The sequence below is a fragment of the Sphaerisporangium dianthi genome, assembly GCF_042654065.1.
Lineage (GTDB): Bacteria > Actinomycetota > Actinomycetes > Streptosporangiales > Streptosporangiaceae > Sphaerisporangium > Sphaerisporangium dianthi.
In genome coordinates this window covers 1-14,752 of sequence record NZ_JBHSFP010000069.1, presented here as the reverse complement: position 1 = coordinate 14,752, position 14,752 = coordinate 1, and the positions used below count along the sequence as shown (strand labels likewise).

Annotated in this window: 13 protein-coding genes; 9 read left to right on the top strand and 4 right to left on the bottom strand. The window is 71.4% G+C overall.

Features of this window, described 5'->3' with window-relative positions; translation table 11 throughout:
- Positions 1-360: 360 nt before the first annotated feature.
- The 4 genes from ACFO60_RS40085 (at position 361) to ACFO60_RS40070 (ending at position 4,436) form a co-directional block, all read left to right on the top strand.
- Positions 361-1,200 carry an aldo/keto reductase gene (locus tag ACFO60_RS40085; protein WP_380852543.1) on the top strand — a complete coding sequence of 280 codons (840 nt, stop codon included), beginning with the start codon at positions 361-363 and terminating at the stop codon, positions 1,198-1,200.
- Positions 1,201-1,463: 263 nt separating this feature from the next.
- Entirely contained in the window at positions 1,464-2,747 is a 1,284-nt protein-coding gene (locus ACFO60_RS40080; RefSeq protein ID WP_380852540.1) for an ABC transporter substrate-binding protein, read from the top strand.
- Positions 2,747-3,622, top strand: a complete 876-nt coding sequence (locus tag ACFO60_RS40075) for a carbohydrate ABC transporter permease (protein ID WP_380852537.1) — start codon at positions 2,747-2,749, stop codon at positions 3,620-3,622. The genes ACFO60_RS40080 and ACFO60_RS40075 overlap by 1 nt, the downstream gene beginning before the upstream one ends.
- On the top strand, positions 3,612-4,436 hold the full coding sequence (locus ACFO60_RS40070) for a carbohydrate ABC transporter permease (RefSeq protein ID WP_380852534.1): 825 nt from the start codon (positions 3,612-3,614) through the stop codon (positions 4,434-4,436). Before ACFO60_RS40075 ends, ACFO60_RS40070 begins: the two co-directional genes overlap by 11 nt.
- Positions 4,437-4,502: 66 nt before the next feature.
- On the opposite strand, the gene ACFO60_RS40065 is transcribed toward ACFO60_RS40070, so the two are convergent.
- Positions 4,503-5,360, bottom strand: a complete 858-nt coding sequence (locus ACFO60_RS40065; RefSeq protein WP_380852531.1) for an SDR family oxidoreductase — start codon at positions 5,358-5,360, stop codon at positions 4,503-4,505.
- A gap of 114 nt (positions 5,361-5,474) precedes the next feature.
- On the opposite strand from ACFO60_RS40065, the gene ACFO60_RS40060 reads away from it, so the two are divergent.
- From ACFO60_RS40060 to ACFO60_RS40045, 4 genes are all read left to right on the top strand, one after another.
- Positions 5,475-5,882 (top strand): winged helix-turn-helix transcriptional regulator, encoded by a 408-nt coding sequence (locus tag ACFO60_RS40060; protein ID WP_380852528.1) that lies wholly within the window; start codon positions 5,475-5,477, stop codon positions 5,880-5,882.
- Between the two features lie 136 nt (positions 5,883-6,018).
- Positions 6,019-6,828 carry an MBL fold metallo-hydrolase gene (locus tag ACFO60_RS40055; protein WP_380852525.1) on the top strand — a complete coding sequence of 270 codons (810 nt, stop codon included), beginning with the start codon at positions 6,019-6,021 and terminating at the stop codon, positions 6,826-6,828.
- Between the two features lie 31 nt (positions 6,829-6,859).
- The gene (locus tag ACFO60_RS40050; protein ID WP_380852522.1) at positions 6,860-7,789 is read left to right on the top strand and encodes a PfkB family carbohydrate kinase; all 930 of its coding nucleotides are present in this window, start codon (positions 6,860-6,862) and stop codon (positions 7,787-7,789) included.
- 182 nt (positions 7,790-7,971) lie between these two features.
- Positions 7,972-8,628, top strand: coding sequence for a hypothetical protein (locus ACFO60_RS40045; RefSeq protein ID WP_380852519.1), 657 nt, complete (start codon positions 7,972-7,974; stop codon positions 8,626-8,628).
- Positions 8,629-8,713: 85 nt separating this feature from the next.
- On the opposite strand, the gene ACFO60_RS40040 is transcribed toward ACFO60_RS40045, so the two are convergent.
- From ACFO60_RS40040 to ACFO60_RS40030, 3 genes are all read right to left on the bottom strand, one after another.
- Positions 8,714-9,346 (bottom strand): alpha-ketoglutarate-dependent dioxygenase AlkB, encoded by a 633-nt coding sequence (locus ACFO60_RS40040; RefSeq protein ID WP_380852516.1) that lies wholly within the window; start codon positions 9,344-9,346, stop codon positions 8,714-8,716.
- A 72-nt stretch (positions 9,347-9,418) separates the two neighbouring features.
- Positions 9,419-10,147, bottom strand: coding sequence for a 4'-phosphopantetheinyl transferase family protein (locus ACFO60_RS40035; RefSeq protein WP_380852513.1), 729 nt, complete (start codon positions 10,145-10,147; stop codon positions 9,419-9,421).
- Between the two features lie 625 nt (positions 10,148-10,772).
- Complete coding sequence (locus ACFO60_RS40030) at positions 10,773-13,775, bottom strand: AfsR/SARP family transcriptional regulator (RefSeq protein ID WP_380852510.1); 3,003 nt, start codon at positions 13,773-13,775, stop codon at positions 10,773-10,775.
- An 829-nt stretch (positions 13,776-14,604) separates the two neighbouring features.
- Here ACFO60_RS40030 and ACFO60_RS40025 point away from each other — a divergent pair.
- Positions 14,605-14,752 (top strand): S-adenosylmethionine synthetase N-terminal domain-containing protein (locus ACFO60_RS40025; protein ID WP_380826384.1); only part of this gene is annotated, 148 nt, incomplete at its 3' end.

The window sequence follows — 14,752 nt, the reverse complement described above, 5'->3', positions numbered from 1 at the left end:
CAACCGACTCGTCGGTATCCTGCACGGCTGCCTGAAGACCGGCACGCCCTACAGCGAAACGACCGCCTGGTCGCATCACGCTCAGAGTGCTACGGCTTGACATTCAAACTCCTGGGATGTCTTTCGGGTCGGAGAAGCGAAGTTTCGCTTGAGGTACCCGCCCCCTGGGGCGGGAACCGCGCCCGGGCCGGATGGGCCCCGCCGATCGAGGCCGCGAACGCGCCGTGGAATAGACCCGGCGTCCGGGGAATTGCATCTGTGCGTCACTGATCCACTGATCTCCGCTGATCAGCGGGGCGTGGCTCACCTGGCTCAACGACCGAACTATGCGCGCATGAGCGTCGCCGAGGAGTTCCGCACATGGCCGTACCCGCCGCTCCCACCGTCAAGCTGGTCAATGGCGCCTCGATCCCCGCGATCGGTCTCGGCACCTACCCGATGACCGACAGCGAGGCCGAGGTCGTCGTGGCCGACGCGATCCAGGCCGGCTACCGGCTGTTCGACACCGCCTACGCCTACGGCAACGAGGTGGGGGTGGGCCGCGGGCTGCGCGCCGGCGGGGTGCCGCGCGAGGAGCTGTTCGTGACCACCAAGCTGAACGGCGAGTGGCACGGCTACGAGGCCGCTCAGGAGGCGTTCCAGGCGAGCGCCGACCGCCTGGGCGTGGACTACGTGGACCTCTACCTGATCCACTGGCCGCTGCCCCGGGAGGACCGCTTCGTCGAGGCGTGGAAGGGGCTGGTGAAGCTGCTGCGGGACGGGCGGGTCCGCGCCATCGGCGTCTCCAACTTCAAGCCCGCCCACATCGACCGCATCGTGGCCGAGACCGGGGTCGTGCCGGACGTCAACCAGATCCAGCTCAACCCGGCCGTCACCCGGGAGGCCGCCCGCGCCTACCACGCGGCCCAGGGCATCGTCACCCAGTCGTGGAGCCCGCTCGGCGGCCAGGGGGCCGGATCGCTGGGCGAGGAGGTCGTCACCGGCCTCGCCGAGCGGTACGGCAAGACGCCCGCCCAGATCGTGCTGCGCTGGCACCTGGACCTCGGCCTGATCACCGTGCCGAAGTCCGCGACCCCCGAGCGGGTCAGGGCGAACATCGACGTGTTCGACTTCGCCCTCACCGCAGAGGAGGTGGCGGCGATCAGTGCCCTGGACAGGGGCGAGGCCGCCGCGGTCGACTCCGACGTCTTCGGCCACTGACCGGGCCGGCCTCGCGTGCCCCGGCCGCGCCCTCGCGCGGGGCCGGGGCCGTCCTCGCCAGTTCCGTCCGGACCGGCCCCGGGCGCACGCGGCGGGCACGGGTGAGGGGCGGCGATCTTCGGGGTACAGGGGTGATCGTGAGACTCCCCGCAACTACTCTTTACCTACCTATAAAGTAGGTGACCGTGATCCCCCGGCCGGCCTCGTCCGGCCGCACGCCGCACGCCCCACGGGAGCGCCCGAGAGCGACAGGACGGAAAACGATGATCAGCAAGAGGGTCGCCGCCGGCGCCATCGCGTCAGGTCTCATGCTCGCCGCCGCGGCCTGCGGCGGCGCCGGCGCGCCGAGCGGTTCGAGCGCCGCGGGCGGCACGTTCACCTACTGGACGAGCGGCTGGCAGCCCGACCAGATCGCCGAGATCGACGCGGCGTTCGGCAAGGCCCACCCCGGCATGCACGCCAAGGGGCAGTACATAGCCAGCTCCGACCAGTACCTCCCCAAGGTCATCGCAGCGCTGAAGAACGGCACCCACCCCACGGTGCTGCTGACGCAGAATCCCTCCGACCTGCCGATCGTCGACCAGAGCGGCAAGCTCATCCCGCTGGACGGCAAGCTCACCGCCGAGACCGGCGCGCTGTACCCCGGCATCAAGGAGTCGCTGTTCCACAAGGGCCGCCAGCTCGGCATGGCGTTCGCCGGCGTGGGCGACATCGTGCTCTTCTACAACAAGAAGGCCTTCGCCGACGCCGGCATCGACAAGCCGCCCGCGACGTGGGCCGAGCTGGCCGCCGACGCCAAGAAGCTGTCGGATCCCGCCAAGAACAAGTACGGCTTCTACGTGCCGCTCGGCGAGGCCGAGTGGATCTCCTTCGCCTGGGCGCCGATGCTGTACGCCGAAGGCGGGTCGTTCCTCAACGCCGACGGCACGGCCACCGCCTTCAACAGCCCCGCAGGGGTCAAGGCCCTGACGACCTGGGTCGACCTCGTCAAGAGCAGGTCGGCGCCGAGCACCAGTTTCGCGCAGGCCGGCAGCTTCGACGGCGCCCCGGCGTTCGCCGGCGGCACCGTCGCCATGATCGTGAACGGGCAGTGGGCGGTGCCGACGTTCGAGAAGGCCGGCGTCGACTTCGGCGTGGCGCCGATGCCCGCGGGCGCGGCCGGCACCGCCACCAGCCTCGGCATCGGCGTGGCGGCGCTGCTGAAGACCGACGCCGCCGCCGAGAAGGCGGGCCTTGAGTTCCTGAAGTTCCTCGCCACGCCCGAGCAGGGCGCCTACCTCGCCGTCGAGAGCGGCGGCCTGCCCTCGGACCCGGCCCAGCTGGAGCAGCCGGCCCTCAAGGAGCACATCGCCAAGAACCCGACCTACGCGGTGTTCGCCGAGGCCGAGAAGACCGGAAAGGTCCGCCCGATCACCCCCGCCTACAACGCGATCTCCCAGAGTCTCTGGACCGAGATCAACGCGGCGCTGAAGGGCCGGAAGACCCCGGCGGAGGCGCTGGCCAAGGCGGCGCGGGACGGAGACGCGGCTCTGAAGAAACTCGGCTGATGCGGCGCAGCCGCCGTGCCTGGGCGCTCGCGTACGCGTTCGTGGCGCCCACCGTGCTGCTGACCGTGGTGTTCTCGCTCGTGCCGCTGGCCATGCTGCTGTGGCGCAGCCTGTACAGCGGCGGGGTCTTCGACTTCGAGCCCGCCTTCGTCGGCCTGGACAACTACTCCCAGATGCTCGGCGAGGGCGGCGCCCACGCGCTCGGCGTGACCGGCGTGTACACCGCCGGCTTCGTCGTGCTCACGATGGGCGCCGGCCTGGTGCTGGCGCTGCTGCTCAACTCCCGCGCGCCCGGGGTGGCGCGGCTGCGCGCGCCGTTCGTCATCCCGCTCGTGGTGCCCGTCGTCGCCACCGCGCTGATCTGGGCGAACATGTTCGCGCCGCAGTTCGGGCTGATCAACCGGCTGCTGAGCGCGTTTCACCTGCCGCAGGCCGACTTCCTGTCCTCCCCGGGGCTCGCGCTGGCCGCCGTGCTGACGTTCGGCGCGTGGCAGTTCTTCGGCCAGAACGTCATCCTCTATGTGGCGGCCCTGAAGTCGGTGCCCCGGGACGTGCTGGACGCCGCGAGCGTCGACGGCGCCGGGGCCTGGCGGCGTTTCGCGCACGTCCAGTGGCCGATCATGCGAAGGCACACCCTGCTGATCTGGGTGGTGACCACGCTCACCGGCCTGCAGACCTTCACCCAGATCTACGTGCTGACCCAGGGCGGTCCGGACGGCGCCACCCAGACCGCCCTCTACTACGTCTACAACGAGGGATTCGTGCAGTTCGACACCGGACGCGCCAACGCGATGGGCGTCGCGCTGTTCCTGATCTCCCTGCTGGTCACGGTCATGCAGATCTGGCTCATCGGGCGGGTGGACCGTGCCCGCTAGCCTGGTCGCCCGCCGCGCCGTGGTCTACGCGCTGCTCGGCCTCGCCGTGCTGATCGTGGCCTTCCCGCTGGCGTGGATGGCGGTGAGCGCGCTGAAGACCGACGCCGACATCATCAACCCGGCCGCGCCGCTGTGGCCGCGGGACCCGCAGTGGTCCAACATCGGGCGCGCCCTGTCGCAGGCCCCCTTCGGCCGGTGGTACCTCAACACCGCGATCTTCGGCGTGGCGGCCACCGCCGGGCAGCTCGCCAGCGGGCTGCTCGCCGGCTACGCGTTCGCCATGCTGGACTTCCCGGGCAAGCGGCCGCTGTTCCTGATCGCGCTGAGCGGGCTGATGGTGCCGTTCAGCGCGATCATCGTCCCCATGTCGCAGCTTCTGGGCGACCTCGGCTGGCTGAACACCTACCAGGGCCTCATCGTGCCGAACATCGCCTCCGGGCTGGGGGCGTTCCTGTTCCGCCAGTTCTTCCTCGGCACGCCCCGCGAGCTGGGGGAGGCCGCGCGCATCGACGGCGCCTCGGAGCTGCGCGTGTTCTTCAACGTGTACGCCCCGCTGGCCCGGCCGGTCGTCGCGGCCCTCGCCATCATCCTGTTCCTGCAGAACTGGAACAACTTCCTGTTCCCGCTGATCGTGGTGAACACCACGGAGATGGCCGTCCTGTCCCAGGGGCTTTCGGTGTTCCAGAGCCAGTTCACCACCCAGTACAACCTGATCATGGCGGCCTCGCTCATCACCATCGTCCCGGTCCTGGTGGTGGCCGTCGCCGCCCAGCGCCACATCATCGAGGGCATCACGCTCGGCGCCCTCGACTGACCGGTCCGGGGCGGGCGACGGTCCGTCCGGCTCGGCGATCTCCGCCGAGGAGGGAGAGGCGCGCGGTCAGGACGCGCTGAGGACGGCGGTCACGGTGTCGCGCAGGGGAGTGGTGGGGCGGCCGATGAGCCCGCTCAGGTGGCCGGGGGTGTCGCCGATCTCGCCCTTGGCGATGGCGACGTCGAACCCGGCGAAGGTGGCCGCGACCTCGGCGGGCAGGCCGGCGCCGACCAGGAACCGCTCGTACTCATCGGCCGGCAGGTCCTGGTAGGCGACCGGCTTGCCGGCGACGGCGGAGATCTCCGCCGCGAGCTCCGGCATGCTCCACGCGACGTCCCCGGACAGTTCGTAGACCTTGTTCTCGTGGCCTTCACCGGTCAGCACGGCGACCGCCCCGGCGGCGTAGTCGTCCCGGGTGGCGCTCGCGATGCGGCCTTCGCCGGCGCTGCCGAAGATCGCGCCGTGCTCGGCGCCCTGCGCGATCGCCACCGCGTGATTCTCGGTGTACCACCCGTTGCGCAGGAAGGTGTACGGCAGGCGGGAGGCGAGGATGTGCTCTTCGGTGGCCTTGTGCTCGGGCGCGACCGAGACCGTCGCGGTGTCGGCGTGCAGGACGCTGGTGTAGGCGATGCGCGCGACTCCGGCCTCCGCGGCCGCGTCGACGACGGCCGTGTGCTGGCGGGCGCGGCTTCCCACGGTGTTCGACGAGATCAGCAGCACGACGTCCCCCGCGCCGAAGGCACCCTTCAGCGTCTCGGGCCGGTCGTAGTCGGCCTCGCGCACCTCGACTCCGCGGGCGGCGAGGTCGGCCGCCTTCTCCGGGTCGCGCACGGCCGCCACGATCTGGCCGGCGGGCACGCGTTCCAGCAGTCCGTCCACGACGAGGCGTCCGAGCTGCCCGGTGGCGGCGGTGACGACGATCATGTGTGCTCCTTGGTTCGGCGTTCTCGACTGAAGGTTAGTACTAACTTTTGGAAAGTACCATCCATCAGACAGTACTGTGCCGCACGCAGTGCGACGACAGCGTAGGCTGCCGACATGGACGAGCAGGCCACCATCCAAGGCGAGGAGCACGGGCGGCTCATCTACGACGTCTTCGCCCGGAACTGCCCCTCGCGGGAGACATGGGGGCACCTCACCGGACGCTGGGGCACCCTGGCCCTGCTCGCGCTCGGCGAGGGCTCCTACCGCTTCAACGCGCTGCGCCGCAAGGTCGACGGGGTGAGCGAGAAGATGCTCGCGCAGACCTTGCAGGCCCTCGAACGCGACGGCATGATCCACCGCGAGGCCCAGCACACCATCCCGCCTCGCGTCGAATACAGCCTCACCCCGCTCGGCCGGGAGGCGGCCCGCCGCCTGCTCGGCCTGATCGAATGGCTGGAAGAGGAGATGCCGCGGGTGGTCGAGGCCCGCGGCCGCTACGACCAGGCCAAGAACGACGCCTGACCCATCGGCCCGGCCCCGGGGAGAGGGACCTCCTTGGCGGTGCTCGGGGCGGGCGGGCAGGCGGTGGCCTGGGCATATAGGCCGGTGGACGTGCATCGCGTGGTGGCACGCCGGCCGGGAAGTGGAAGGTATCGCTATGACGCATCGAATCGGGCCTTCGCGGCAGACGTGCGCGATCACCGTGCTCGGCGGCCCCACGACGGTGATCGACATCGGTGGCCTGCGCATCGTCGCCGATCCCACCTTCGACGACCCGGGGCCGAAGTCCTACCTGACCAAGCTCGCCGGCCCCGCCGCCTCGGAGGCGGAGACCGGTGAGGTGGACGCCGTGCTGGTCAGCCACGACCTGCATCCGGACAACCTCGACGAGCGCGGCCGCGCGTTCGCGCTGGCCGCGCCGGTTCTGCTGACCGGCCCGGCGACCGCGCGGCGGCTCGGCCCGCCGGCCGTCGGGCTCGCCTCCTGGACCACTCACGAACTCGCGCGGGCCGATGGCGGCGGACGTCTGGAGGTCCACGCCCTGCCGGCCGTCCACGGCCCGCAGGACGGCGCCCGAGACGAGGACGGCCATGTGAACTGCGAGGTCACAGGCTTCCTGTTGTCGGGCCAGGACCTCCCGACCGTTTACGTCAGCGGTGACAACGCCTCGCTCGGCGTGGTCGGCGAGATCGCCCGGCGGGTCGGTCGCGTCGATGTGGCCGTGCTCTTCATCGGCGCGGCCCGGGTGCCGGCCAAGGATCGCGGCCGCGCCCTCACGCTCACCAGCGAGCGCGCGGCCGCGGCCGCCGCCGTTCTGGGCGCGCAGATCGTCATCCCGGCGCATTACGACGGATGGGCCCATTTCACCGAGGGCCGCGCCGACATCGATCGCGCCTTCGACGACGCAGGGCTCACCTCTCTGTTGCGCGAAGCCGAGCACGGCGAATGGATCGCGTTGTCCGCCTGATTCCACGCGAGGCCCCTGGATACGGTGAGGCATGACGATGTCGCGCGCGCTGTTCGCCGGGTTGTGCACGCTGGATCTGGTGCAGTCGGTCGAGCGGATGCCAGGGGTGAACGAGAAGGTCACCGCACTGGCGCAGACGGTCGCGGCCGGCGGGCCCGCGACCAACGCGGCCGTCGCGTTCTCCTTCCTCGGCGGGGACGCGACGCTGGTCAGCGGAGTGGGCCTGCACCCGCTGGTCACCGGGATCGACGCCGACCTGTCCGAGCACGGCGTGCGGGTGGTCGACGTGACCCCGCAGGAGGCCGGGCCGCCGGCCATCTCCACGATCATGGTGACCCGCGGCAGCGGCGACCGCGCGGTGGTGTCGGTGAACGCGGCCCACCAGAACCTCCTGCCGCCGACCGGCCTGGCCCGGCTGGTGTCGGCGAACCAGGCGGTGCACCTGGACGGCCACCACCCGCGCCTGGCCCTGACCGCGGCGCGGCTCGCGCGCGAGCAGGGCCGCCTCACCGTGCTGGACGGCGGAAGCTGGAAGCCCGGCACGGCCGCCCTGTTGCCCCACATCGACGTCGCCGTGACCTCCGCCGACTTCCGCCCGCCCGGCGCCCGGACACCGAAAGACGTCCTCGCGCATCTCCATGCGGCCGGTGTGCGGTGGGCGGCCGTCAGCCGCGGCCCGGCCCCGGTGCTGTGGCAGGGCCCCGACGGGACGCGCGCCGGCGATGTACGGGCCCGTCCTGTGCCGCCGGTCGACGTCGTGGACACCCTGGGCGCCGGCGACGTCCTGCACGGCGCCCTGACGTTCGCGCTGTGCCAGGCGCTCGGCGAGGAGGACCCGGCCGCGGCGGCCCCCGCCGAGCGGCTCACCCATGACGGCTTCGCCGCGGCGCTCGATCTCGCGATCGAGGTGGCCTCCAGGGCGTGCCGCTCCTTCGGCACCCGTTCCTGGATGCTCATCTGACCCGAGCGGAGGGCAGGGCGTCGCCGCGGTGCGCCGACGACGAGGGCGGACGGGCACGGCCGGGACGGCCGGAGGCGGCGAAGGGCCGGTCGAGGCCGGCCGAAGGTAAAGGTCCGTCCTGTTCCGGCCTCAGGTGGCCCATTGACCCGGCCGGTGCGGGCGTCGTAGGAGAAAGTGTCAGCGTGATGCGACGTGCCGGCCTGCTCATCATGCCCGGGCTCGCCCTGCTGTCAGGTTGCGGCACCGGGGTGACGCTGGCCGGGGTCCAGTTCGACGACCTCAGGGCACAGGGCGTGGCCCCCGACCTGGTGTACGTGGTGGACCTGCACGGATACGAGCCGGCGAGGCAGTCGGTGAGCGTCTACAACGACGAGGGCTTCCAGAGCTACTACATCTCCGCCGAGGGCAGGCAGGTGTGGTTCGGCGTCGACCGCGGCTACTTCAGCGACGAGATCTGCCGCCACTGGCCCGTGCACCACGACGACCCGCCCGGCGCGGGCGCCTATGACATCGACGCGCCCGAGGCAGGCCCGCCCGAGGGCTCGTCAGAGGCAGGCCCGTCCGAGGCGGGCATGCCCGGCGCCGGCCCGCCCGGGGGCGGCGCCTCGGCGGCGGGCCGGGCCGATGACGACCTCTCAGAGGGAGAGGTCTCCTGCGAGCGTGACGACGTCGGGTGGTATCGCACCAGTGGCGACCGTCATGAGTACGCCGCCGTCGAGGACGGCCATGTGCTGCGGCTCGGCGGCCTGCGCGCCGACGTCGACCGCGCGGCCCTGAAGGAGGCCATCGCCCTCGCCCGTCACGCCGGCTGGTCCACGGGTCCCGCGCAGCCCGCGTGACCCGTCTCTCGGGGGGATGGGCGCTCGCCGCCCTCTTCGGGCTCATGGGCCGTGAGCGAAGCGGGCCCCGGCGGCCCGGCCGGGGTCAGCGGACGCCGCGGGGGCGGAACTGGATGCTGATGCGCGGGCCGGTGGGGCGCCCGGTCTTGGGGATGGCGTGCTCCCAGGTGCGCTGGCAACTGCCGCCCATCACGACGAGGTCGCCGTGGCCGAGGTCGTGGCGCAGCGTCGGCCCCCCGCCGCCGTGCGGGCGCAGCAGCAGGCTGCGCGGCGAGCCGACCGAGACGATCGCGACCATCGTGTCCTCGGTGGCGCCGCGTCCGATGCGGTCGCCGTGCCAGGCGACGCTGTCGCGGCCGTCCCGGTAGTAGCACAGGCCCGCCGTGCGGAACGGCTCGCCGAGTTCTCCCGCGTAGTGGGCGTCGAGCGCGCGTCTGGCGTCCTCCAGCAGGGGGTCGGGCAGCGGCTCGTCCTCCTCGTAGAACTTCAGCAGCCGGGGCACGTCGACGACCCGGTCGTACATGTGGCGCCGCTCGGCCCGCCAGGGCACGACCTGCGCCAGCCGCTCGAACAGCGCGTCCGCGCCGGCGACCCAGGCCGGCCGGACGTCGATCCACGCGCCGTGGGCGAGATGCGTGCGCTTCACCGTCGGCCCCAGTGGGCCGGGGCCCGCCGCTTCGCACATGTCGAGCAGTGAAGCCTGGAACGAGGTGTCCATGCCCGCAGTGTACGCGCTCTTTCAAACAGGCATTCGATAGAGGGTCCGTTCGTGCGACGCCCGCGTGCCCGCTCACATGCCGTTGGGCGGCCGCCCATAGACGGGGGCGCGCCGGATGCCCTGCTGGAGCGAGCCGGTGCGCCCCGGAGTGGGCAGCACGACAGCGGTCAGCACGAGCCCCGCGTCGACGACCCAGCGGCCGGAGAAGGCGGTGATGCGCTGGCCGCGCACCCGCGGCCCCCCGACCCGCAGCCACGCGGTGAAGTCGCCGTTGGCAGGATCGACGTTGATCAGGATGTCCTGGAAGTCGATCCACCGCTTGGCCAGCGGGAACCACGCCTTGAACACCGACTCCTTGGCGCTGAACAGCATGCGGTCCCACTGCACGCGGGTGTTGCGGGCGCCGAGCTTGGCAAGGCTCTCGCGTTCCTCGGGCAGGGAGATCGCGTCGAGGACGCCCGGCACCAGCGGCTCGTTGGGCTCGGCGTCGATGCCGATGGCCGTCACCTTGGACGCCGCGGCGACGACCGCTCCCCGGTAGCCGGCGCAGTGCGTGATGCTGCCGACGACGCCGGTCGGCCACTGCGGCTCGCCGCGCAGCCCGGGGAGCACCGGGCTCGGGCGGACGCCGAGCTTGCGCAGCGCGTCGTGGGCGCACACGCGTGCCGTGCTGAACTCCTGCCTCCGACGGTCGTCGGCGTGGACGATCACTTGCTCTTCTTCGGGAAAGAGCATCGGGTCGGGTGGATCGGTGAACACGTCGGCGGCCGCGACGAAGTCGGGCAGAATGGACTTGATCATGATCCCTCGTGGTGCGGCAGGGGGCTGAGGGCGAGCAGGCTCGCACTGATCGGTATGGGGGAGACCGGCCTAGGGGAGTCGCCGGCGCGCGAGCGTTCGCCGTTCCGCGGCCGGGATGGCGGACCGGCGGCGTTTCGTTCCCCGCCGGGAACGGCGATATCGGAAACGCCGGCCTCCGGGGACCTTTCGTACCTCACTCGCGTGGCGATCACGTTCCAAGGGTATCGACGCGGCTGTTCCACGAGGCGTCAACACAAATCTTTCTCGGGACGGCCCGCCGCCGGGCTAGGGCAGGGCGCGGGGCACTAAGGGTTCTCGCGGGGGAGGCGGAGATAAAAAACCGGCTTCGCGCCGCCCGGGAGTCACGGCCGCTCAGCGCCGCACCGGCCGAGGATTTCCCGTGTATTCGCCGCCCGCGGTCATGCGGCGCACCCTAATTCGGTCGCCGCCGATCAGAATAGCTCTCTGCGAGATGCGGCGGAGCGCATTCCGGCGTCCAATGCGGTTAAAGGACGCGGTGAAAAACACGCGAGGCCCGATGTCGCCGCGGCGCCTTCTTCGCGACCGCCGCGCGGCGGCAACGCGTTGCGCGGCCGAAGGTTTCGCGGCTCGGCGCTCAGGCGGGTCAGCCTACCAGTTCGCCCGTTTCACCCAGGCGATCGGCGGACGCGAGCAGGCTCCGCGCCTCGGCCAGAGACGCCTGGGCGCGCGCCTCGAAGGTCGGGGTGCTGATCGACTTGAAGATCGCCAGCGCCTGCTCGCAGTGAGCGATGGCGTGCCCGGCGTCCCGGCGGGCGATCGCCAGGTCGCCGAGCCCGAGCAGCGAACGGCCCTCGGCCAGGCGGTCGCCCACGCTCCTGCCCAGCCGCACCGACTCGCGCAGGGCCTCCTCCGCGCGGACGGTGTCGCCCTGCCGCAGCAGGGCGACGCCGAGCCCGTGCAGGACGTGCGTCTCCCCGGACGGGTCGCCGACCTGGCGCACCATGGTCAGCGCCGTCTCGAAGACCTCGACGGCCGGGCCGGGCTCGTGCCGTTCCAGAAAGGTGTGGCCCATGCGATACAGCACCTGGGCCTCCAGCCTCTTGCTGCCGCCCCGGCGGCTGAGGACCAGGGCCTCGGACAGCAGGCCGTCGGCGCCCTCGGGGTCGCCGCTGTCCAGCCGCAGCTGGGCGAGGTTGTGCAGCACGAACGCGGCGGCCACCTGGTCGCCGGTGCGGGTGAAGATCTCCAGTGCCCGCTGGAAGCGCGCCGCCGACTCCTCGAACCGGCCGCTGATGCGATCGAGCAGGCCCATGTTCTGCAGCACCAGGGCGGTGCCCTCGTCCTCGCCGACCTCGGCGAACAGGCGCAGTGCCTCTTCGTAGTCGTGCCGGGCCTCGGAAAGGCGCTTCTCGGTGAGCTTCAGGGAGCCACGGGAGTACAGCATCGCGGCCTGGCCGCGGACGTCGGCGGCCTGGCGGGTGGCGGCCAGCGCGACCTCGTGCGTCTCACGCCAGTCGTCGAGGTAGACGCGCTCCTCGAACAGCGTGACGGCGCTGATCGCCAGGTCCCACGAAACGTCGGTGAAGCCCGCCTGCGCCGCCTGGCGGATGCCGGAGACCAGCGACAGCCGCTCGCTCTCGTACCAGGCGAAGGGATCGGCCACCAGCTCGGCGGTCAGTTTGTCCGGCAGGACCCATCGCTCGGCGTCGCTGTGGATCTGGACGTAGTCGCCGCCGAAGACGCGGCGGTGCGCGGCCTGCGAGATGAACAGCAGGCCGCCGAGCACCCGTCCGAGCGCGGCCTTGCGCTCGGCGGCGGTCTCCTCGGCCACCAGGCACTCGCGGGCGAACACGCGGACCAGGTCGTGGAAGCGATATGCGCTGTGCGGGCCGTGCCCGGCGACCGCCTCGATCAGCTGGGCGTCGGCCAGCTCGTCGAACAGGTCCTCGGCCTCGAAGAACGACGCGTCCAGCAGCGCGGCGCCGGTCCAGACCGAGAAGATCCCGCTGTCGAGGATGGCCAGCCGGCGGAACAGCCTCCTGGCCCCCTCGCCGACGCTCTCGTAGGTCAGCGAGAGGCTCGCCCGGATGCCCATGTCGCCGTGGTTCAGCTCGTCGAGCCGCCGGGTCTCGTCCGCGAGGCGGCTCACGAGCTGCTCGATGCGCCAGTGGGGGCGGGCGGCGAGGCGGGCTCCGGCGATGCGCAGCGCCAGCGGCAGGTGCCCGCAGAGCTCGGCCAGCGCCCTCGCGGACTCGATCTCCGAACGCACCCGCTCGACGCCCGCGATGCGTTCGAGCAGCTCGATCGACTGGTCGACGTCGAAGATGCCGATGTCGAGATGGATCGCGCCGGCCAGCCCGCCCAGCCGGCTGCGGCTCGTGATGATCACCGCGGAAGCACGAGTGCCGGGAAGGAGCGGCTGGACCTGGCTCTCGCCGGCCGCGTTGTCCAGGACCACCAGGGTCTTGCGGTCGGCCAGCAGCGCGCGGTAGATCTCGGCGCGTTCCTCCAGGCTCTCGGGCATCGCGTTGCCGGGAACGCCGAGGGTGCGCAGGAACCGCTCGAGCACGTGAATCGGGCTCGCCTGCCGTGACGCGCCGCCGTGCAGGTCGGCGAAGAGCCGGCCGTCGGGATAGCGGTCGGCCACCGTGTGCGCGGCGTGCACCGCGACGGTGGTCTTGCCGATGCCGCCCTTGCCGGCGACGACGACGATCGGCACGGCGAAGCGGCCGGGATCCTCGGCGGCGAGCGCCAGCTCGCGCTCGATCGCGTCGATCTGCTTCCTGCGCCCGGTGAAGTCGGCGATGGCGCTGGGCAGCATGAAGGGCGCCGCCACGGGCATGGGCGCGGCCGCGGGCGGCGGCTGGGCGGCGACGGTGGCCGGCCTGCCCGGCGGGTCGAGGCCGGGGGCGGCGGTCAAGATGGCGTGTTCGAGACGCTGGAGCTGCTCGTTGGGCTCGATGCCGAGCTCTTCGATCATGGTCTCGCGGGCGAGCCGGTACACCTGCAGCGCCTCTGCCCTGCGATCGGCGCGGTACAGCGCCAGCATGAGCTGCCCGCGCAGCCGTTCGCGCAAGGGATAGCGCTCGACGAGCAGGGTCAGCTCGCCGATCAGCGCCTCGTGCCTGCCGAGATCGAGTTCGAGCTGGATGCAGTCCTCGTTGGTCGTGATCCGCTCTTCGTTCAGCCGGCTCGCCGCCGACTGCACCGGCCTGCTGTCGATGCCGTCCAGGGCCTCATCGCTGCGCCACAGGGCCAGCGCCTCGCGGTAGGCGTGCACCGCCTGGTCCATGTCTCCGGAGTCACGGGCGCGCCGGGCCCGGAGCGACAGGGCCTCGAAGCGCTGGGCGTCCAGACGCCCCTCGTCGACGCGGATCACGTAGCCGCGTGACTGGGTGGTGATGATGTCGGCGCCGCCGTGCGCCGCGAACAGCCGCCGCAGGGAGGAGATGCAGATCTGTACCTGGGCGCGCGCGGTGGGGGGCAGGTCGATGCCGTAGATCGCCTCGGCGAGCCGGTCGACCGTCACGACGCGGTTGGCGTCGAGCAGGAGGTTGGCCAGAGTGATGTGCTGCCGCGTCCCCCCGATGTCCAGTTGTTCAGTGCCCGCGACCACCTCGAGCGGCCCCAGGATCCGGAACTCCACCTGCTGACTCCTTGCCAGAAAACCCGCGGGCCCACGCAAAGGTCTTCACGCTCTCGGTCTTCAAGACCAGTGCCGGGCGTCCGCTCAGGGGGACGGCCTTCTGGTCTTGAGTGGATCGCATGCTCGGGCATGCGGCGGAGCCTCGCGGCTCCGATCGCCCTTCTTCCGACCTTGACCACTTATCTTCGCATGGTACAGCCCGGCGGGCACGGCAACCAGGCCATATTCCACGGTGAAAAGGCCGCCATGAAGGCGGTTATCCTCGGAAGAATATCGCCGCCTAGGGGTGCCGGGGTCGCCTCGGGGCCGCGGCCGCGACGGTCCTGCACGGCCCGGCGCGGCCGCGCGTGCCGTGCCGCGGCGCCGGTGGCGGTAATACGGCCGGCCGTGGGATAACGTGGCCGCGGTGATCGGGCCGTGCGCGTCAAACGCCCGTTCAAACGGGTGTGGGGACGCGGTCGATAACGCGGCTATTCCCGGCAAGGACGGTAGGGGTCGCACTGGGGTTTCAGCGGGGTTCGGCCCCGGTCTAGCATCGAATCAATCGAGCTTGCAAGGATTTTTAACCGCATGAAGAGGTGATGTCTCTGGTCGCTGGTTTCCTTCGCGGTAAGTCCCCACGCGGGCAAGGGCCATCGCGCGAGCGCCATTCGCACGATGGCCCTTGCTTTTCTCAGGCGAATATCATCACCGGTCCGCCGCCGCCGCGGCGACGCCCTCTCACAGCACCCGGTGATCGCGCGACGTGCCGCCTGTAGACGTTCTCCAGCCGAGCTTGAGACCAGGACGCGAGAATCGGATCTCGCGCCATGAATCCCGAGGAGTGAAGATGTCCCGCCGCCTGTTCACCTCCGAGTCGGTCACCGAGGGTCACCCGGACAAGATCGCCGACCAGATCAGCGACGCCATCCTCGACGCCATGCTCAAGGGCGACCCCACGAGCCGGGTCGCGGTCGAGACGATGATCACTACGGGTC